An 18,297-nucleotide genomic window follows, 5' to 3' on the forward strand; every position below is an offset into this window, starting at 1 on the left:
TCGGCGTGTGAAACAAAACCGTGAGAATCACCCGGTATGCTTGGGCGCAGGCACACAAGGAGCGCGTGACCATGCGTATCGTTCGTCCCAACTTGTCACTCGGGCTGTTGTTGCAGGCGCTGGGGTTGCTGGTCGCCATGGCCGGGCTGGCGACCTGGGGGCAACTGTTGTGGCCGCCAGCGGCGGGACAGGCCACGGCCCGGGCTGCCGACGCCCCGGTAGTGGCCGAAACAGCGGCCGGGCGATGGTTTGCCGATATTCCCATGCAGGTGCAGATCCAGGTCAGCGGGGTGATGGCCGGCAGCCAAGGCGCCGTGGCCATCGTCAGCCTTGACGGCGGCCCGGCACGCGCCGTGCGCAGTGGCGAGGAGCTGGCTCGCGGGGTGCGCCTGGTGGCTATCGAGAGGCGCGGCCTGGTGATCGAGCGCGGCGGCCAGCGCAGCCGCGTCGAGGTGCCGGTACTGGCCCAGACGGCGTTTCCGGGCGAGGCGCCTCAGCCTTCGGCGAACTGACGCAAGCGTTCGCCGTCGAGACGATAGCGGATCCACTCGTCCTGCGGCTCGGCGCCCAGAGACTGGTAGAAACCGATGGCCGGCTCGTTCCAGTCCAGCACGCTCCACTCCATTCGCCCACAGCCGTTTTCGACAGCTTCGCGGGCGATATGCCGCAGCAGCTTGCGCCCCGCGCCGTCACCGCGTTGCTGCGGGGTGACGTAGAGATCCTCGAGGTAGATACCGTTGCGCCCCAGCCAGGTGGAGTAGCTGTAGAAATAAACGGCGAACCCGATGGCCTGGCCGTCGCGCTCGCAAATCAGGCTACGCACCGTGCTGCCTGCGTCGAACAGGCTGTGCTTGATGTCGGCGAGGGTCGCCACCACTTCGTGACGGGCGCGTTCGTAGTCGGCCAGCTCGGTGATGAAGGCCAGGATCTGGGCAGCGTCGGCAAGGACTGCGGGGCGGATGGTCACGGGCATGATGGGGCTTCCTTGTGCGGGATAGGTTGCGCAGGCTTCAGTAGTGTCAGGTAGGACGAGGGGAGGCCGCCAGGTGTCTGGCGGAAGATTTGCCGCGCTTTGCTGTGACGATGGCGTGGAGGCACGCAATTGAGTGAAACAGAAATGTGTATTCATTCAATTTCGCTTAACTGTACCGGTCATTTCCTACAAGCCTCCGCTACCGTGGCATTTCGATAATCAGAAAAGCCGGAAACCGCCGCCATGCTTGCCTCGCTCGATCTGCTCAGCGCGTTCGTCCTGTTCGCCTTTGTCTCTTCCATCACCCCCGGTCCGAACAACACCATGCTGCTGGCCTCGGGAGTCAACTTCGGCGTGCGTCGGACGATTCCCCACGCGCTGGGCATCAGCGTCGGCTTCATGGTGATGGTGCTGGCGGTTGGTCTCGGGCTTGGCGAGGTGTTCAAGGCCTGGCCACCGTTGTACAGCATCCTGCGCTACGCGGGCGCGGCCTACCTGTTATACCTGGCCTGGAAGATCGCCACCTCCGGGCCGATGTCCGGCGACATCGATGGCAGCCGCAAACCGCTCGGGTTCTGGGGGGGCGCGGCGTTCCAGTGGGTCAACCCGAAGGCCTGGGTGATGGCGATCGGGGCGATCACCACCTACACCCCGGCCCAGGGCTACATATTCAACGTGATCGTCATCGCCACGGTGTTCGCCCTGGTGAACCTGCCCAGCGTCGGCATCTGGGTGATGTTCGGCAGTGCCTTGCGCAACCTGCTGCGCAATCCGCGCGCGGTGGTGCTGTTCAATGTCCTGATGGCCGTGCTGCTGGTGATTTCACTGTATCCGCTGCTGTTTGTAGAATCGGCGTTTTCCTAGAGCCATGAGTGCAGTCGATGGAGTTGATTCCCTGGTCCCATGAATGCGCCGAAGGCTTCACCTTGCGCGGATGGCGAACCCCCGCCAGCGGTAGGCCGCTGCTGCATTTTCTGCATGGCAACGGCTTCTGCAGCCTGGCCTACCAGCCCATGCTGATGCGCCTGGGTGAACATTTCGACCTGTGGCTGAGCGATGTCCAGGGCCATGGTGACAGCGACCATGGTGGCGTGTTCCTTGGCTGGAACCGCACCGCAGCACTTGCGGTGGAAGCCTTCGAGGCCGGGCGTGGCGAATACGGCGACGTGCCTCGCTTTGCCTTGGGCCATAGTTTCGGCGGCGTGCTCACCGGCTTGATCCTGGCCGCCGAGCCGCAGCTCTTCCAGCGTGCGGTGTTGCTGGATCCGGTCCTGTTCAGCCGGCGCATGATCGGGGTGATGGGGGCCGCCGCCATGGTCGGCTTGCATCGCCGTCATGCCCTGGCGCGCAAGGCGGCCACCCGCCGCAGTCATTGGCCCGACCGTGAGGCGGCCCAGGCCTCGCTGCAGGGGCGCGGTATCTTCAAGGGCTGGACCGATGCGGCCTTGCAGGCTTATGTGGAACATGCCATCGGCGATTGCGGGGAGGGAGTGGTGCTCAAGTGCCGGCCCAGCCGCGAGGTGGAGATCTTCAGCTCGTTCCCTGAGCGCATGTGGCAGCAATTGAGCCGTATCCAGACGCCGACACGGATCCTGTACGGCGAGCACACCTATCCGTTCGTGCCGCACTCGGTGCAGCGCCTGGTGGCACTCAATGGCCAGGTGAGCGCGCAGCAGGTAGCGGGGGGACACTGTTTCATGCAGGAAGATCCGGTAACGGCCACAGAACAGGTGGTCGCTTTCCTGCAGCATTGAAAGTGGTCCGCTCGCAGGGCTGATCTGCTGTCCATTTTGCGACGATTGAAGGTCTGTTCGCGAGCGAACGACAATCTCAGATTCCGTAATCTGGCGCTCCCCCCACCGGATGGAGCCCAGCATGAACCAGGCGGTCAGCCCAGATCCCCAGCTCACCCTCGAGCAAATTGGTACCCGGCGCCGCCAGCGCCTGTTGCGCTTCGGCCTGGCCGGGGGCCTAGGTTTGCTGGTGGCGGCATATGGCGCCTACTGGTGGCTCGACGGGCGTTTCCTGGAGCAGACCGACGATGCCTACGTGCGCGCTGACTGGGCGCCGATCAGTGCCCGGGTCAGTGGCTACGTGGCCGAGGTGGCAGTGGCGGACAACGCCACGGTCAAGGCCGGCGACCTGCTGGTACGCCTGGACGCGCGCGATTTTCGCGACCGCCTGCGCAAGGCCGAGGCGCACCTGGCGGTGAGTGAGGCGGCGTTGCAGGTGCAGCGTATGCGCCTGCGCGCTTTCGTCGCCGAGCAAGAAGAGCAGACCCACGCCATCGCCCGCGCCGATGCCGAACGCGGCGGTAGCCGAGGCGAGGCGCAGCGGGCCGAGGCCGACTGGCAGCGTTACCAGCACCTGGCGCAATGGCAGGCGGTCAGTGTGCAGCGGATGGAGCAGGCCCGCGCCACCCGCATCCAGTCTCAGGCGCTGCAGCGCGCCGCCGATGCCGAACTGGCCCGCCAGCACGCACGCAAGGCGATGCTGGAGCAGCAGGGCAAGCAGTTGGAGGCCGAGTTGCTGCAGCGCCAGGCCGACCTCGACCAGGCTGCCGCCGAGGCCGACCTGGCCCGCAGCGCCCTGGCCGACACCGAGATTCGCGCGCCCTTCGATGGTGTGGTAGGCCAGCGCAAGGTGCGCCAGCAGCAGTACGTCACCCCCGGCCTGCCGTTGCTGGCCGTGGTGCCGGTAGCGCAGGCGTACGTGGTCGCCAACTTCAAGGAAACCCAGCTGGCGCACATGCGTCCCGGCCAGGCGGTGACGCTGGAGGTCGATACCTTCGGCCAACACTGGCGCGGCACCGTGGACAGCGTCTCGCCAGGCTCCGGCGCCGTGTTCGCCTTGCTGCCGCCGGACAACGCCACCGGCAACTTCACCAAGATCGTCCAGCGCTTCCCGGTGCGTATCCAACTCGACCCAGAGGGCGATGACAGCCCACGGTTGCTGCCCGGCATGTCGGTGATCGCTACCGTCGACACCCGGCAGGCCCGCCATGAGCGCTGAGGACAAAGTCTCCCTGCGGGCCTGGGTGGCGGTGATCGGCGGCTTGTTCGGCTGCTTCATGGCTGGCATGAACGTGCATGTCACCAGCGCTGCCTTGCCCGAGATCGAGGGTGCGCTGGGAGCCAGCTTCGAGGAAGGGTCCTGGATCTCCACCGCCTACCTGGTGGCCGAGATCAGCATGATCCCGCTGACCGCCTGGCTGGTGCAGGTGTTCTCGCTGCGCCGGGTGATGCTGGTGGGCTCAGCGGTGTTCCTGGTCAGCTCGGTGAGCTGCGCCATGGCCGGCAGCCTGGAGGCGATGATCGCCTTGCGGGTGGTCCAGGGCGCCTCGGGCGCGGTGCTGATCCCGTTGTCGATGCAACTGATCATCACCGAGCTGCCGGCCAGCCGCTTGGCCTTGGGGATGGCGCTGTTCAGCCTGTCCAACAGTGTGGCCCAGGCCGCCGGCCCGTCGATCGGAGGCTGGCTCACCGACATGTATTCCTGGCGCTGGATCTTCCTGCTGCAATTGCCTCCAGGGGTGGCGCTGCTGGCGGCGGTGGCCTGGTCGATCAAGGGCCAGGCCGGTGATCGTGGCGCCCTGCGCCGGGCCGACTGGCTGGGTATCGCAGCCATGGCGCTGGGGCTGGGGGCATTACAGGTGGTGCTGGAGGAAGGAGGGCGCAAGGATTGGTTCGAATCGCGCTTCATCGTTGCTTTCAGCATCGTTGCGGTGATCGCCCTGGCCCTGTTCATCCAGCGCCAGTTGTCGGGGGAACGGCCGTTCATCAACCTGCGGCTGCTGGGCAGCTACAACTTCGGCGTGTCGAGCCTGGCCATGGCGGTGTTCGGCGCGGCCACCTTCGGCCTGGTGTTCCTGGTGCCCAACTACCTGTCGCTGGTGCAGGGCTACAGCGCCAGCGAGATCGGCAAGAGCCTGATCGCCTACGGCATGGTCCAGCTACTGCTGGCGCCGCTGCTGCCCCGGCTGATGCGCTGGCTCAACGCCAAGCTGCTGGTGGCCAGCGGCTTCGCCATCATGGCCCTGGGCTGTTGGCTGGGATCGACGCTGACAGTGGACTCGGGCAGTAATGTGATCATCCCCTCGACCGTGGTGCGTGGCATCGGCCAGCCGTTGATCATGGTGGCGCTGTCGGTGCTCGCGGTGAAGGGCCTGGACAAGGCCCAGGCCGGCTCGGCCTCGGCGCTGATCTCGATGCTGCGCAACCTCGGCGGCGCGCTGGGCACGGCGTTGCTGACGCAACTGGTGTCGCAGCGCGAGCGTTTTCATTCGGTGCGGGTCGGCGAAGGGCTGACGCTGTTCGACGGCGCGCTGCAACAGCGCCTGCCGGGTGGCATGGTCGACCCGCAGTCGCCGCAGGTCATGCAGACCCTGGCGTTGATAGACCAGAGCGTGCGCGAGCAGGCGTACCTGATGGCCTATTCGGATGCGTTCTACCTATCGTGTGTGGCGCTGCTGGCCTGCGCCGCAGCGTCGCTGCTGCTGCGCAGCCGGTGAGCTTTACGGCTGGCGTTCGGCCACGGCGCGCAGGGTGCGCAGGGTGACCATCGGCGCATCCACCACGAAGCGGTTGGCCAGCCAACCCGGCACATCACCGGCCGGGTCGGCACGCAGCTGGTAGGTGACCTCGGTATCGCGCTCGCCCAAGGGGCGCATGATCCATTCGCCGCTGAGCCGGCGCACACGGATCAGCCCGGGTTCGGTCGGCACCCGCCCGGGCTCGGCGCTCAGGTGGCGCACCAGGGAGTCGTCGTCCAGGCGCTCGGTACGCACCTTGAGCACCATGTCCCTGGGCTTGGCCGGCCAGGGCAGGGCGGTGGTCAGGTAGACCCAGGTGGTATCGCCGTCCACTTCCAGCAGACGCATGTCGGCGCAGGCGTACAGCCATTTGCAGGCCACGCGCAGGTTTTCCTGCAGGTCGCTCAGGGCACGGACGCTAGCCTTGATCCGGGCGACGCCGCGAAATTGCTGGTAGGCCGAACCGTTGACGCTTGCCAGGTAGACATCGATGCCGTCTTCCTGATGCGCGAGTTGCCAGTCGTCTGCCCACGGCAACGCGCCCGGCAACAGGAGCAGCAGGGCAAGTAGAGGGCGATGGAAGGTCATGGCGGGAGGCCGGGAAGGGGCGGTCCGCTCAGTATGGCTCAAGACTGCAGGAGCGGCGGGCTGCCGCTCCTGCAAGGTCATCAACGCTGCGGGTTGAGCGTCAGGTGCACGTGACGGTTGACGTCCTTGTACAGCAGGTAGCTGAACGGGCCCGGGCCGCCGGAGTAGCAAGCTTGCGGGCAGAAGGCGCGCAGCCACATGAAGTCACCGGCCTCGACCTCGACCCAGTCCTGGTTCAGGCGGTACACCGCCTTGCCTTCCAGGACGTACAGGCCGTGTTCCATGACGTGGGTCTCGGCGAACGGGATCACGCCGCCGGGCTGGAAGGTCACGATGTTCACGTGCATGTCGTGGCGCATGTCGGCCATGTCGACGAAACGGGTGGTCTTCCACGCGCCTTCGGTGCCCGGCATCTCGATGACGGTGGCATTGTCGCGGTGGGTGACGAAAGACTCGGGTACCGGCAGGCCCTCGACTTTCTGGTAGTGCTTGCGCAGCCAGTGGAAGGTGACGTTGGCCTTGCTGTTGTTGCGCAGGCTCCAGTCGGCGCCGGGTGCGAGGAAGGCATAGCCGCCCGGCACGAGGGTGTGGTGCTTGCCTTCGACGGTTACGTCGATCTCGCCTTCGACCACGAACAGCACCGCTTCGGCGTTCGGGTCCAGTTCAGGACGCTCGCTGCCGCCTTCGGGGGCGACTTCGACGATGTACTGAGAGAAGGTCTCGGCGAAACCGGTCAGTGGGCGGGCGATTACCCACATGCGCATCTTGTCCCAGAACGGCAGGTGGCTGGTGACGATGTCACGCATCACGCCCTTGGGGATCACGGCATAGGCTTCAGTGAACATGGCACGGTCAGTCAGCAGCTCGGTCTGAGCCGGGTGCCCACCGTGGGGGGCGAAGTAGGAAGGTTTCGACATGAACGGTCTCGACTTTGTTGTTCTCTCCCCATGCCTTGGACCACACCGGCCGGTGCGTGCAGGGGATGCCGGGACAGCATAGGGGGCGAGCGCTGTCATCCACAAATTAAATGTTGAAATACACGGTATCCATTTCTTGAATGACATGTGTAGAGAATCGCCTGGAAATCTTGGCGTCGACATTTTTTTCACATCACCTTGCTAGCATCGCCCGCACTTTCCAGGAGCCGACTTGATGATGCATGTGCTACGCAAACGCGGTGTTCGCCTCGCCCTGGCGTCCTCCACGGGCCTGGTGGCCTGTGCCTTGGGCTTTTTCGCCTGGCAGACCTTCTACCCGGTGCAGGCCGCCGAGGGCTGGAACGTGCAGGTACTGCACAACTCGGTGACCCGGGCCGCTTCGCTGCTGCCTCAGGCCGACGGCAGCCTGCTGGTCAGCCGCGAGCTCAACGGCGGCAAGGGCAGCATCCTGCGCATTACTGCCGAGGGGGACCGGATGGTAGTGCTCGAAGGCTTGTCCAAGCCGGACGGCATGGTCGCCGTCGACGGTGGCTGGGCGTTCAGCCAGGAGGTCGGCGGGGCACCGGTCAGCATGTCGCGCGATGGCCAGGTCAGTCAGCTGTTCGACGGTAACAATGTGCAGGGGTTGTATAACGATGGCCTGCACCTCTACGCCATTGAGGACCGCAAGGGGGATGGCCGGTTGATGCGTTATGACTGGCAGAGCGGCGAGCTTGATGTGTTGCGATCGGGGCTTACCGAAACCGAGGGCCTGACCCGTTGCGCCGACGGGCGCCTGCTGTATACCGAAAAGGCCACCGGCAAGATTCGTGCGCTGAGCGAAGGCGGAAATGACCCGGTGGTGATCGAAGGTCTGCGCAACCCGACCTTCCTGCTCTGCGACCAGCGCGGGCTGTGGATCAGCGAGGATTCGAGCCATCGTGCGCGGCTGTTGCGTATCGATGGTGATGGTACGCGCCACACGGTTCTCAGCTACTTGAAGGCGCCGCAGGCCATCGTTCCGGATGGCAAGGGCGGATACCTGCTCGCCGAGGGCGGCCGCGACCGGGTGCTGCGCCTGACGCCACCGGCCAAGGCCAAGACTGCACAGGCCGAAGCCTCGCCGCGGGTGCCTGAAGCCTGAGTCATACCTCTTACAGCTTTTGTAATAGTTTTGCGCTATCGGAAAATTCTGCTTCGATTGTAGGATCGTCGTCCCTAATTGTTATCAAGGTCCCTATGAGCACCTTCGCGGAGCCCCCCAGTCCCTGGCCGTCCCGGCCATCCTTCCCCCGCCCTCGTGACGCATCCCCTGTGAGTACCTGCTAATGGAATGGCTAGCCGACCCCACGGCCTGGCTGGGCCTGTTGACGCTTATTGTCCTCGAGCTGGTGCTAGGTATCGACAACCTGGTGTTCATCGCCATCCTTGCCGACAAGCTGCCGCCACACCAGCGCGACCGTGCGCGGGTGATCGGCCTGTCGCTGGCGCTGATCATGCGCCTTGGCCTGCTGGCCAGCATCTCGTGGATGGTGACCCTTACCGCGCCGCTGATCGAGGTGTTTGGCAAGACCTTCTCCGGCCGTGACCTGATCATGCTGTTCGGTGGTGTGTTCCTGTTGTTCAAGGCCACCATGGAGCTGCACGAACGCCTCGAGGGCCATGTTGCCCAGAGCGGCGGCGTGACCCGCCATGCCGCGTTCTGGCCGATCGTGGCGCAGATCGTCGTGCTGGATGCGGTGTTCTCTCTGGATGCGGTGATCACGGCCGTGGGCATGGTCGAGCATCTGTCGGTGATGATGATCGCGGTGATCTTCTCCATCGGCATCATGATCGTTGCCAGCAAGCCGTTGACCCGTTTCGTCAACGCCCACCCGACAGTGATCATGCTGTGCCTGGGCTTCCTGATGATGATCGGCTTCAGCCTCACCGCCGAAGGCCTGGGCTTCCATATCCCCAAAGGCTACCTGTACGCGGCCATCGGCTTCTCGTTGCTGATCGAGCTGTTCAACCAGCTGGCCCGTGCCCGCCGCAAGCGCAGCGTGCAGCAGCACCGGCCGCTGCGTGAGCGTACCGCCCATGCCGTGCTGCGCCTGATGGGCGGGCGCCGGGTGGAGGCTGACGAGGTGGGCGAGGAAATCGCCGACCTGGTCGAGGGTGGCGAAGAACAGGTGGTGTTCGACCGTCGTGAGCGGGTGATGATCAGCGGTGTGCTGAACCTGGCCGAGCGGCCGATCCGCACGGTGATGACGGCACGCGCCAAGGTCGATGCCATCGACCTGTCACAGCCGGCCGAGGCGATTACCCAGGCACTGGTCAATTCGCCATACTCGCGCCTGCCACTGATCCGTGACGGCCATATCGAGGAACCGCTGGGCTTCGTGCACAAGAAAGAGCTCCTCAAGGAACTGCTGTCCGGTAGCCAGCCCGACCTGCAAGCCCTGGCTCGCGCGCCACTGAACCTGTTGGAAAGCTTCAGCATTCTCAACGCCCTGGAGCAGATGCGCGGGCAGTCGACGCACATTGCCTTCGTGGTCAACGAGTTCGGTGACTTCACCGGGGTGTTGACCATGACCGACATTCTCGAGTCGATTGCCGGCGAGCTGCCGGACGCGAGCGAGGTGGAAGGACCGGGGGTGATCGAGGAGGCAGGCAGCTTTGTTGTCAGCGGCGCCTTGAACCTGGCCCAGGTCCAGGCGCGCACCGGTTTTGCCGCCCGTGCCACCGAGGATTACCAGACCCTGGCGGGCCTGGTCATGAGCCTGCTGGACCGCTTGCCGGTGGTGGGTGATCACCTGGCCTGGAATGGCTGGACCATGACCGTGGTGGCGGTGGAGGAGCGCCGGGTCCGGCAGGTTCGCCTTACACCGAACGGCGACGCTGGCGCAGCAGGTGCTTGAAGCCTTCGAGCACCAGCACCAGCACGGCGGCCCAGATTGGCAGGTAGGTCAGCCACTGGTCGGGGCCGATGGTCTCGCCCAGTAACAAGGCCACGCCGACCAGCAACACCGGCTCGACGTAGCTGAGCAGGCCGAACAGGCTGAACGGCAGCAGGCGGCTAGCCAGTACGTAGGCGATCAGGGCGCAGGCGCTGATCGCCCCGAGCAACGGGATCAGGCCGTACAGCCCTGGATGTTCGGCCAGATCGGTTGTCGATAGCGGGCCCTGGACGACGAAATACAAGGCCCAGGGAAGTAGAAGGCACATGTCGCACCACAGGCCGCCCAGGTGGTCGGTGCGGCAACGCCGCCGCAGGACGAAATAGATCGGGTAGCCGATCATCACCAGCAGGGTTTCCCAGGCGAAGCTGCCGTGCTGGTAAAGTTCGTGGCCAACTCCCAGCGCGGCAAAGCTCACTGCGACCTTCTGCAGGCGCGACAGGCGTTCGCCATAGACCACCCGCCCGGTCAGCACCATGGCCAGCGGCAGCAGGAAGTAGCCCATCGATACCTCCAGGCTGCGCCCGTGCAGCGGGGCCCAGAGGAACAGCCACAACTGCACGCCCATCAACCACGATGTGCCGACCATGCCGAGCAACAGCAATGGTGTGCGGCGCACCCGCCCGAACAGCTCACCGACCCGCTGCCAGTCCCTGGATGCCAGCATGAACAGCGTCAGGCAGGGCAGAGTCAGTAGGGTCCGCCAGCCGAAGATTTCCTCGCCATCCAGGGGCTTCAGGAAGGAGGTATAGAAGTACATCACGGCGAACAGACAGGACGCCATGACCGACGAAACAATGCCTTTTGACACGAATGCCTCGAAAACGGGTAAGTGAGCGGGTAGATCAGCCGCGCATGATCTCAGGGGGACCGCGTTGCGGCAACAGGAGCGGCCAGGGCCAGCAGCAGCTCGCTGGCGGGCATGGGCCGGGCGAACAGGTAACCTTGCTGGAAGTCCACGCCATGGCGCGCCAGATAGTCGCGCTGCACCTCGGTTTCGACACCTTCGGCGACGATGCCCAGGGCCAGCTTGGCGGACAGCTCGATGATGGTGTCGAGAATGTGCTGCGACAGGGCGTCACCTCCGATCATGGCGACGAAGCTCTGGTCGATCTTCAGGTAGTCGACATTGAACTGGCGCAAGTAGTTGAGGCTTGACTGACCAGTACCGAAATCGTCCAGGGCGATCATCACCCCCATTGCGTGCAGTTTTTCGAACAGGTCGAGGGTGACCGGGGTGGGCTCGATCAGCTTGCGCTCGGTCAGTTCCAGGGTCAGTACCACCCGCCCGGGCGGGAAGTGCTGGAGGAAGGTCTGGCAGTCATCGAGCAGGCCCAGGTCGCGGCAGTGGTCGGCAGTGATGTTGATGCCAACGTGAAAACCGTCCTCGAGCAACGCCGCGTGCGGCGCCAGGACCTGGGCGGTGCGCAGCATCAAGCCGCGGGTCATGGCGACGATCTGGCCGCTGTGCTCGGCGTAGGGGATGAACAGGTCGGGGCGCACCAGGCCTTCGCGGGGGTGCTGCCAGCGCATCAGCACCTCGACCCCGGCCCAGCGGTAATCGCCCTTGCGCACCACCGGCTGGAAGTAGGGAAGGAACTCGTCGGCCTCCAAGGCCCGATCCAGTTCGCTGCGCGATGAGCTGGCGCGGCGTATCTGCCAACGACAGACCGCGCCTGCCGCCACGCCCAGTATCAGCAACAGGCTCAGCAGAGCGGGGTAGCGCGAGCGCATCAATGCGGCTCGCTTGCCCACGTCATATCCAGCGTGCACGTCGAATGGATAGCGAGTGGACGCATACTGGGTAGCGGCGATGGCCGCGACCGGCGGCTTGCCGTCGTGAACCTGGCCATCACTGCCAATCCAGTGATTGCCAACATGCACCTTGACCTGGTTGTCCGCGCCGATCAGGTGTAGCGCGGTCAGCAGGTGCCGGCCATCGACTGTGGTAATCGCTCCCCGATCGCCGTGTTCCTGCTGGCTGGTCCGATAGACCAGCAGTGCATGCCCCGGGGTGACCGAGTTGCCATTCATCAGCCATAGCTGCCCGTTGGTGTAGTCCCTGGCATTCACTGGTTCGTCGAAATCACCGTATAGCGAGGTGCAATACAACCGGTTGTGATCGAACAGGTTGGTCGAACGCACGAAAGCATTGCGGGTAAGCTCGATGCGCAGTTCCAGTTGCACCTCGTCGCAAGGTTGTCCGGCCTTGGGGAGCAACCGATGTGCGGTTGTGGCCAGGCTGTCAAGGATCTCTTCAATATGGCTGGCTACTTCCTTGGCCGTGGCCAGGCTATCGGCCTGCAGTTCCTGGTCGGTCTGCCAGCGCATCACGGCCAGCCCACAGAGGAGCGGCACCACACCCACCCCCCAGGGCAGCAGGGCGCGCCAGCTCCAGCGGGCAGGGCGTTTGGCGGTCAAGGGCATGGCGCGTGGGGACCTTCTATGCAACGGTATGGTGAGGCAAAGGATAGCCGTTTGTCGGAACAACCTGCGAACTAAAGCGCGACAAACAAATTTACGCACTGTAGAATTGAGTTACGAATACAACAATAAGGTTCTCCGCCTCCCGGGGAATCAAGCCCGCCGAGAATGGGTCCATATGACATACCATGGGTTCAAGCTGATCATTGGTGACTTCCTGGCCCGCAGCGTGCGCGGGATCCCATGCTCACCACCACGCCATCTCCACATCGCAAGCCTGTAATCAACCGTTTTTCGCTGCAGATGAGGACACCAAAATGGCAGATATCTTCGAAAACCCGATGGGCCTGGAAGGCTTTGAATTCATTGAGCTCGCCTCGCCGACCCCCGGCGTGCTGGAGCCAGTATTCCAGATCCTCGGTTTCACCAAGGTGGCTACCCACCGTTCAAAGGATGTGCACCTGTATCGTCAGGGCGGTATCAACCTGATACTGAACAACGAACCGAAGAGCGTAGCCTCGTATTTCGCCGCCGAGCATGGTCCCTCGGTGTGCGGCATGGCCTTCCGCGTTCGCAACGCCCATGAAGCCTATGCTCGCGCGCTGGAGCTGGGTGCCCAACCAGTGGAAATCGAGACCGGCCCGATGGAGCTGCGCCTGCCGGCGATCAAAGGTATCGGTGGCGCGCCGCTGTACCTGATCGACCGTTATGAAGAGGGCAGTTCGATTTATGACATCGACTTCAAGTTCATCGAAGGTGTAGACCGCAATCCGGTCGGCGCGGGCCTGAAGATCATCGATCACCTCACCCATAACGTCTATCGCGGGCGCATGGCTTACTGGGCTGGCTTCTACGAGAAGCTGTTCAACTTCCGCGAGATCCGTTACTTCGATATCAAGGGCGAGTACACCGGCCTGACCTCCAAGGCGATGACCGCCCCAGACGGCATGATCCGCATCCCGCTCAACGAGGAATCGTCCAAAGGGGCGGGGCAGATCGAAGAGTTCCTGATGCAATTCAACGGTGAGGGTATCCAGCACGTTGCCTTCCTCACCGACGACCTGCTCAAGACCTGGGACGCGCTAAAAGGTTTCGGCATGCGCTTCATGACGGCGCCGCCGCAGACCTACTACGAGATGCTCGAGGAGCGCCTGCCAGGGCATGGCGAGCCGGTCGATCAGTTGCAGGCCCGTGGCATCCTGCTGGACGGTGCTTCCGAGGCTGGCGACAAGCGGCTGTTGCTGCAGATCTTCTCCGAGACCCTGCTGGGCCCGGTGTTCTTTGAGTTCATCCAGCGCAAGGGTGACGACGGCTTCGGTGAAGGCAACTTCAAGGCGCTGTTCGAGTCGATCGAGCGTGACCAGGTGCGTCGCGGCGTGTTGAGCACCGAGTAATCGGCCGAGCACACCATCGCGGGGCAAGCCCGCTTCCACACCGGAAGGTGGCGGGAGCGGGCTTGCCCCGCGCTAAGTTGTGGCGAACGTTCATTGTTGCCTGTTCAGGTAGCGGATCACCGCTTCGGCTACCTTGGTGCTTGATGCCGGATTCTGCCCGGTGATCAAGCTACCGTCCTCCACCACATAGGGCGCCCACGGGTCATCCGCCTTGCTGTACTCGCCACCGCGAGCACCCAGTTCGTTCTCGGTGAGAAACGGCACCACCTTGTCCAGCTCAACCAGTTTTTCTTCGGTATTGGAAAAGCCGGTGACCCTGCGCCCTTTGAGCAGCAAGCTGTTGTCGCCGAGCTTGATGTTGAGCAGGCCCACCACCCCATGGCACACCGCGGCGACCGCGCCGCCGCGCTCATGGATCCGCCGTGCCAGCTCCTGCAATGGCTGGTTGTCGGGGAAGTCCCACATCACGCCGTGGCCACCGGTGTAGTAGATCGCGCTGTACTGGTCGGCCTTGACCTGGCCGGGGCTCAAGGTGGCGCCAAGGCGGTTCATGAACGCCTTGTCGTTGTACCATTGCCAGTCCAGGTCCGGCGCCATCTGCAGGCTGTGGGGGTCGATCGGTACATAGCCGCCCGCCGGGCTGACATAGTCGACGGTAAAACCCGCTTTTTGCACTGCGTCGACAAAGTGCACGGCCTCGCCCAGCCACAATCCTGTGGCGCGCTTGATATCGGGATACTTGGCGGTATTGGTCAGCACGACCAGGAGCTTCTTGTTCATGTGCGCATGCCCGTCGAATCCATGGGAAAACGTTTGGCCAGCAAGATCAAAAGCCATTTGAGCATAGCCCTCGCCACGCAATGCGCCATGGGCACGGGCGCTGTGCTAGGCTGCTGCAAAAGTCGACGTACTACCGGGAGACGCCATGGACCAGGACACTTCCATATTTATGCAGGCCGCCATCGACGAGGCCCGCAAGGGACTCGAGGAGGGCGGCATTCCGATCGGCTCGGTACTGGTGCACGAGGGCAGGATCATCGGCCGTGGCCACAATCGCCGCGTACAGCAGGGCAGTGCCATCCTGCATGGCGAGATGGATGCCCTGGAGAATGCCGGTCGGCAGCCAGCCCGGGTTTACCAGCAGGCCACCCTCTATACCACCTTGTCGCCCTGTGCCATGTGCAGTGGCGCAATCCTGCTGTATGGCATCAAGCATGTGATCATCGGCGAGAACGTCACCTTCATGGGCGAAGAGCAGTTGCTCGGCGACCGTGGCGTGCGCCTCGAGGTGCATGACGATGAAACCTGCAAGGCGCTGATGCGCCGGTTCATCGAAGCCAACCCAGAGCTGTGGAACGAAGATATTGGCCGCTGACCTGCACACCCAAGGCGCAGATATCCAGGTAATCCACCTGGCACCACCGTCGTCTTCTCTGGCCGAGGTGGGCAGGCCCATCGCCGGCTTCGATTGGAGCGCGACGCCGTTGGGGGCGTTGACCTCCTGGCCGCCTACCCTGCGCATCGCTGTAGACATGGTACTGATGTCTCCCTTTCCCTGTGCGCTGGCATGGGGCTCTGCCCTGACGGTCATCCACAATGACGCCTATCGGGTCTTGCTGGGCGGCGCAGCCGACCACCAGGGGCGTGCCTTCGACGCGCTCTGGGAGCAGTCATGGGAGAGTATGGGGGCAAGCGTATTCAAGGTGTTGCAGGGCCAGGGCAGCCTGATCGAGGATGCCCCGTTGGCAGTGTATCGAGAGGGTATCACTGGCAAGGCCTGGGTCTCTGGCTGCTTCTCGCCTATTCGTGACGACGGTGGTGCGGTTGCCGGGTTTCTCCACGCGCTGTTCGAGACCACTGCCAGTGTCGGGGCCTGCCACGAATGGCGCGAGCTGGCGCAATCCTTCGATGCGCGCCTGGCGCAGTACCTGGCCGATCCTGAACATACCTGGCAGCTGTCGCCCGATGTAATGCTGATGCTCGACGCCGACCTGCGCGTGCGCACGGCCAACCCTGCTTGGCATCGGCTGCTGGGTTGGGATGAGGCTGCGCCGATGCAAATGGCGCTCCCCGACCTGTTCCATCCCGCGGACCGTACCGAAGCGCAGTTGACGCTGATGGCGCTTGTGCAGGGACACGCCGCGCCGCCCTTCGAGGGTCGGGTTCGCCATAGCGACGGTCATTACTGCTGGTTCCGTTGGACTGGCAGTGCCCACCAGCTGTTGCCGACGCTGGTGGGGAGGAACATCACCGCTGACCGCCATGAGGTCCAGCGTCTGGCTGAGGCGGCGGTGCGTGATAGTCAGCGCATGGAAGGGGTTGTGAAGGTGGCGGGTGGGCTGGCACACGAAATGAATAACGTACTGTCGGGAGTCGGCAGTAGCCTGGAGCTGCTCGAACGACGCCTCGCCCAGGGACGAATGGAACGGGTGGATGAATATGTGCGAATGGCACGGGAGTGTGCCCAGCGCGCTATTGGCCTGACCCAGAACTTGCTGGCGTTTGCCCGGAGCCAGCCATTGGCCCCCAATCCGCTGAGCATCAACCGGCTGTTGGAGGAAGCGGAGCCCATACTACGCCAGACCTTGGGCGCCGAGATGACCTTGAATATGCAACTGGATGTGGCGCCTTGGCCCTTGCAGGTCGATCCGGATACCTTGCGTAACGCGCTTCTGCACTTGTGCAGTAATGCACGCGATGCCTGCCTGGGTGAAGGCAACCTGACGATCCATACCGCCAACGAGCGGCTGGAGATGCCCAGCGAAGGGCCGGAAGCCCTGCCGCCGGGGGACTACGTCACGCTGCAGGTCGAGGACGATGGGCATGGCATGAGTCGTCAGGACCTGGCAAGGGTGTTTGAGCCGTTCTACACCACCAAGCCCTTGGGGCAGGGAGCCGGCCTGGGGCTACCTATGGTGCATGGTTTCGTACAGCAGTCCGGCGGCCAGATGTGGATTGAGTCGGCGATCGACCAGGGTACCAGGGTCGTCATGATGTTCCCCCGCTATCAGGGGACGTTGCCGGACAGCATCGCTCATGATGCAACGCCGCGACAGATGCAGAGTGAACGATTGTTGCTGGTCGATGATGAAGGCAACCTGCGTGGCCTGATGAAGGAGGCGCTGGTTGATTACGGTTTCGAGGTGTGCGACGTGCCTGATGCCAACAGCGCGTTAGGGCAATTCAGGCATGGCGGCCCGTTCGACCTGGTGATAACCGATATCGGCCTGCCGGGTGGGTTCAGCGGTCGTCAGGTAGCCAGGGCACTGCGCATGATGAAGCCAGAACAGAAGATCCTGTTCATCACCGGGTATACCGCCGAGCCGGTGGAACAGTCCCTGCTTGACGAACCGGGCACGGCATTGATGTTCAAGCCGTTTTCGTTGCAGATGCTGGTAGAGCAGATACAGAGGATGTTGCAGGCCTGAAGCCGGCGATCACAGCCCCTGCTGCAAGTAGGGGTCGTCCGGGTTCTGCCGCTCAAGTTCGGCCAGCAGCACCTGGACATTCTGCAACTGTCCGGTTTCCTTCCAGTACTCGATCAGTAGTACCCGGGCCTGGCGGTTGGCGGGTTGACGATTGAGCACGGTCTCCAGCTGTTTCTGCGCGGCATCGAGCTGGTCCAACTGATGCAGAGTGATGGCCAGCGTATAACGATACTCGGTGTTTTCCGGTTCCAGTTCGACCGCCCGGGAAAGTGCCAGCAGGGCATATTCCTGTTGTTCGTGGCGGGTCAGCCACAGCCCCAGTTCATACTGCAAGAAGGCGGAGTCAGGGCGTAGCGCCAGCGCCTTGGCGAGTACCTCGCGGGAGGCGTCATGCTGGCCCTGCTGCTCCAGCAAGCGGACTTGCGTGGCCAGGGCGTCCAGGCCTTCTGGGGCCACAGCCAGGCTGCGCCGCAGGGCCTGTATGGCGGCGTCATAGGCTTGTTCGTGCATGTAGAGCCGGGCTAGGTGCAGCTGTGCGGCGGCGTCGTCAGGCTGTTGTTCCAGGGCCTGTTCGTACTGTTCCAGAGCCGTCTGCAAGGGCCCGAAGTACAGGCCGATGGCGTCCGGGTCCAGGCCCAGCAGCGCATCCACCGCGGCGAAGCGCACACTCTGCTCGTCATCCTCCAATAACGGCCCCAGAACCAGGCTGCGCTGGGCGGCCGGCAACAGGCGACGGATGCTGCCGATGGCAGCCCGGCGTACCAACGGATCGGCGTGCTCGAGGCCCATGCTGGCCAGCTTCAAGGCCTGTGGCGAAGGGTAGTTGGGCAATTCGGCATACAACGCGGCGCGGCGGATGGGGGGCAGGTCGTCGCGTTGCAACTGCTGGTACAACACCCGCGCGGCGCCCGGCAGGCCATCATGTGCCTGGCGCAGGGCCTTGGCGTAACTGTGGGGTGGCAGGCTGGGCGGTGCGGGTTGCCGGTCACGCCACAGATAGCCGATCGCAACGGGCAGTACAAGCAGAAGTAACAGGGCGATCAGGAGGAGGCGGTGTCTGGGCATCTCGCGGTCCGTGGTGGCGGTATCGCAGAGCTTGGGGC

At 63.8% G+C, this 18,297-nt stretch carries 16 protein-coding genes and 1 pseudogene; 10 read left to right on the forward strand and 7 right to left on the reverse strand.

Annotated features, from left to right (window positions below):
• The first annotated feature begins 71 nt into the window (after positions 1 to 71).
• Positions 72 to 512 carry a general secretion pathway protein GspC gene (locus tag OH705_RS18165; protein ID WP_263160251.1) on the forward strand — a complete coding sequence of 147 codons (441 nt, stop codon included), beginning with the start codon at positions 72 to 74 and terminating at the stop codon, positions 510 to 512.
• On the opposite strand, the gene OH705_RS18170 is transcribed toward OH705_RS18165, so the two are convergent.
• Entirely contained in the window at positions 494 to 973 is a 480-nt protein-coding gene (locus OH705_RS18170) for a GNAT family N-acetyltransferase (RefSeq protein WP_023631011.1), read from the reverse strand. The two genes, OH705_RS18165 and OH705_RS18170, sit on opposite strands and share 19 nt — an antisense overlap.
• Before the next feature lie 243 nt (positions 974 to 1,216).
• Here OH705_RS18170 and OH705_RS18175 point away from each other — a divergent pair, with 243 nt between their 5' ends.
• The 4 genes from OH705_RS18175 to OH705_RS18190 all read left to right on the forward strand — a co-directional run bounded on the left by OH705_RS18175 (position 1,217) and on the right by OH705_RS18190 (position 5,483).
• On the forward strand, positions 1,217 to 1,837 hold the full coding sequence (locus OH705_RS18175; RefSeq protein WP_267302692.1) for a LysE family translocator: 621 nt from the start codon (positions 1,217 to 1,219) through the stop codon (positions 1,835 to 1,837).
• A 17-nt stretch (positions 1,838 to 1,854) separates the two neighbouring features.
• Positions 1,855 to 2,727, forward strand: coding sequence for an alpha/beta fold hydrolase (locus OH705_RS18180; RefSeq protein ID WP_104443927.1), 873 nt, complete (start codon positions 1,855 to 1,857; stop codon positions 2,725 to 2,727).
• Positions 2,728 to 2,848: 121 nt separating this feature from the next.
• A complete protein-coding gene (locus OH705_RS18185; protein WP_038706059.1) occupies positions 2,849 to 3,985 on the forward strand; it encodes an HlyD family secretion protein in 1,137 nt (378 codons plus the stop codon).
• Positions 3,975 to 5,483 carry an MDR family MFS transporter gene (locus OH705_RS18190; protein WP_110605727.1) on the forward strand — a complete coding sequence of 503 codons (1,509 nt, stop codon included), beginning with the start codon at positions 3,975 to 3,977 and terminating at the stop codon, positions 5,481 to 5,483. The genes OH705_RS18185 and OH705_RS18190 overlap by 11 nt, the downstream gene beginning before the upstream one ends.
• Before the next feature lie 3 nt (positions 5,484 to 5,486).
• Here the strand turns inward: OH705_RS18190 and OH705_RS18195 are convergent, their stop codons facing one another.
• Entirely contained in the window at positions 5,487 to 6,092 is a 606-nt protein-coding gene (locus tag OH705_RS18195; RefSeq protein WP_267302693.1) for an START domain-containing protein, read from the reverse strand.
• Positions 6,093 to 6,172: 80 nt separating this feature from the next.
• The gene (locus OH705_RS18200; RefSeq protein ID WP_023630973.1) at positions 6,173 to 7,009 is read right to left on the reverse strand and encodes a bifunctional allantoicase/(S)-ureidoglycine aminohydrolase; all 837 of its coding nucleotides are present in this window, start codon (positions 7,007 to 7,009) and stop codon (positions 6,173 to 6,175) included.
• Positions 7,010 to 7,244: 235 nt separating this feature from the next.
• On the opposite strand from OH705_RS18200, the gene OH705_RS18205 reads away from it, so the two are divergent.
• Both OH705_RS18205 and OH705_RS18210 read left to right on the forward strand, forming a co-directional pair.
• The gene (locus OH705_RS18205) at positions 7,245 to 8,153 is read left to right on the forward strand and encodes a hypothetical protein (RefSeq protein ID WP_023630974.1); all 909 of its coding nucleotides are present in this window, start codon (positions 7,245 to 7,247) and stop codon (positions 8,151 to 8,153) included.
• A gap of 184 nt (positions 8,154 to 8,337) precedes the next feature.
• The gene (locus OH705_RS18210; protein ID WP_038706062.1) at positions 8,338 to 9,909 is read left to right on the forward strand and encodes a TerC family protein; all 1,572 of its coding nucleotides are present in this window, start codon (positions 8,338 to 8,340) and stop codon (positions 9,907 to 9,909) included.
• Here the strand turns inward: OH705_RS18210 and rarD are convergent.
• Positions 9,872 to 10,759 carry an EamA family transporter RarD gene (gene rarD, locus OH705_RS18215; protein ID WP_094012122.1) on the reverse strand — a complete coding sequence of 296 codons (888 nt, stop codon included), beginning with the start codon at positions 10,757 to 10,759 and terminating at the stop codon, positions 9,872 to 9,874. The two genes, OH705_RS18210 and rarD, sit on opposite strands and share 38 nt — an antisense overlap.
• Before the next feature lie 34 nt (positions 10,760 to 10,793).
• Positions 10,794 to 12,375, reverse strand: a pseudogene (locus tag OH705_RS18220) (EAL domain-containing protein).
• A gap of 314 nt (positions 12,376 to 12,689) precedes the next feature.
• On the opposite strand from OH705_RS18220, the gene hppD reads away from it, so the two are divergent.
• The gene (hppD, locus tag OH705_RS18225; RefSeq protein WP_094012124.1) at positions 12,690 to 13,766 is read left to right on the forward strand and encodes a 4-hydroxyphenylpyruvate dioxygenase; all 1,077 of its coding nucleotides are present in this window, start codon (positions 12,690 to 12,692) and stop codon (positions 13,764 to 13,766) included.
• A gap of 90 nt (positions 13,767 to 13,856) precedes the next feature.
• Here hppD and OH705_RS18230 read toward each other — a convergent pair whose 3' ends face one another.
• Positions 13,857 to 14,546, reverse strand: a complete 690-nt coding sequence (locus OH705_RS18230; RefSeq protein ID WP_267302695.1) for a type 1 glutamine amidotransferase domain-containing protein — start codon at positions 14,544 to 14,546, stop codon at positions 13,857 to 13,859.
• Positions 14,547 to 14,691: 145 nt separating this feature from the next.
• On the opposite strand from OH705_RS18230, the gene OH705_RS18235 reads away from it, so the two are divergent.
• Both OH705_RS18235 and OH705_RS18240 read left to right on the forward strand, forming a co-directional pair.
• Complete coding sequence (locus OH705_RS18235) at positions 14,692 to 15,141, forward strand: nucleoside deaminase (protein WP_094012126.1); 450 nt, start codon at positions 14,692 to 14,694, stop codon at positions 15,139 to 15,141.
• A complete protein-coding gene (locus tag OH705_RS18240; RefSeq protein ID WP_267302696.1) occupies positions 15,131 to 17,194 on the forward strand; it encodes an ATP-binding protein in 2,064 nt (687 codons plus the stop codon). Before OH705_RS18235 ends, OH705_RS18240 begins: the two co-directional genes overlap by 11 nt.
• Before the next feature lie 9 nt (positions 17,195 to 17,203).
• On the opposite strand, the gene OH705_RS18245 is transcribed toward OH705_RS18240, so the two are convergent.
• On the reverse strand, positions 17,204 to 18,259 hold the full coding sequence (locus OH705_RS18245; RefSeq protein ID WP_267302697.1) for a tetratricopeptide repeat protein: 1,056 nt from the start codon (positions 18,257 to 18,259) through the stop codon (positions 17,204 to 17,206).
• Positions 18,260 to 18,297 lie beyond the last annotated feature (38 nt).

It is taken from the genome of Pseudomonas sp. BJa3, from assembly GCF_026343815.1.
Taxonomy (GTDB): Bacteria; Pseudomonadota; Gammaproteobacteria; order Pseudomonadales; family Pseudomonadaceae; genus Aquipseudomonas; species Aquipseudomonas soli.

Coding starts and splice junctions, on each gene's coding strand:
- OH705_RS18165 (WP_263160251.1), top strand. CDS start 72: ATGCGTATCGTTCGTCCCAACTTGTCACTCGGGCTGTTGTTGCAGGCG.
- OH705_RS18170 (WP_023631011.1), bottom strand. CDS start 973: ATGCCCGTGACCATCCGCCCCGCAGTCCTTGCCGACGCTGCCCAGATC.
- OH705_RS18175 (WP_267302692.1), top strand. CDS start 1,217: ATGCTTGCCTCGCTCGATCTGCTCAGCGCGTTCGTCCTGTTCGCCTTT.
- OH705_RS18180 (WP_104443927.1), top strand. CDS start 1,855: ATGGAGTTGATTCCCTGGTCCCATGAATGCGCCGAAGGCTTCACCTTG.
- OH705_RS18185 (WP_038706059.1), top strand. CDS start 2,849: ATGAACCAGGCGGTCAGCCCAGATCCCCAGCTCACCCTCGAGCAAATT.
- OH705_RS18190 (WP_110605727.1), top strand. CDS start 3,975: ATGAGCGCTGAGGACAAAGTCTCCCTGCGGGCCTGGGTGGCGGTGATC.
- OH705_RS18195 (WP_267302693.1), bottom strand. CDS start 6,092: ATGACCTTCCATCGCCCTCTACTTGCCCTGCTGCTCCTGTTGCCGGGC.
- OH705_RS18200 (WP_023630973.1), bottom strand. CDS start 7,009: ATGTCGAAACCTTCCTACTTCGCCCCCCACGGTGGGCACCCGGCTCAG.
- OH705_RS18205 (WP_023630974.1), top strand. CDS start 7,245: ATGATGCATGTGCTACGCAAACGCGGTGTTCGCCTCGCCCTGGCGTCC.
- OH705_RS18210 (WP_038706062.1), top strand. CDS start 8,338: ATGGAATGGCTAGCCGACCCCACGGCCTGGCTGGGCCTGTTGACGCTT.
- hppD (WP_094012124.1), top strand. CDS start 12,690: ATGGCAGATATCTTCGAAAACCCGATGGGCCTGGAAGGCTTTGAATTC.
- OH705_RS18230 (WP_267302695.1), bottom strand. CDS start 14,546: ATGAACAAGAAGCTCCTGGTCGTGCTGACCAATACCGCCAAGTATCCC.
- OH705_RS18235 (WP_094012126.1), top strand. CDS start 14,692: ATGGACCAGGACACTTCCATATTTATGCAGGCCGCCATCGACGAGGCC.
- OH705_RS18245 (WP_267302697.1), bottom strand. CDS start 18,259: ATGCCCAGACACCGCCTCCTCCTGATCGCCCTGTTACTTCTGCTTGTA.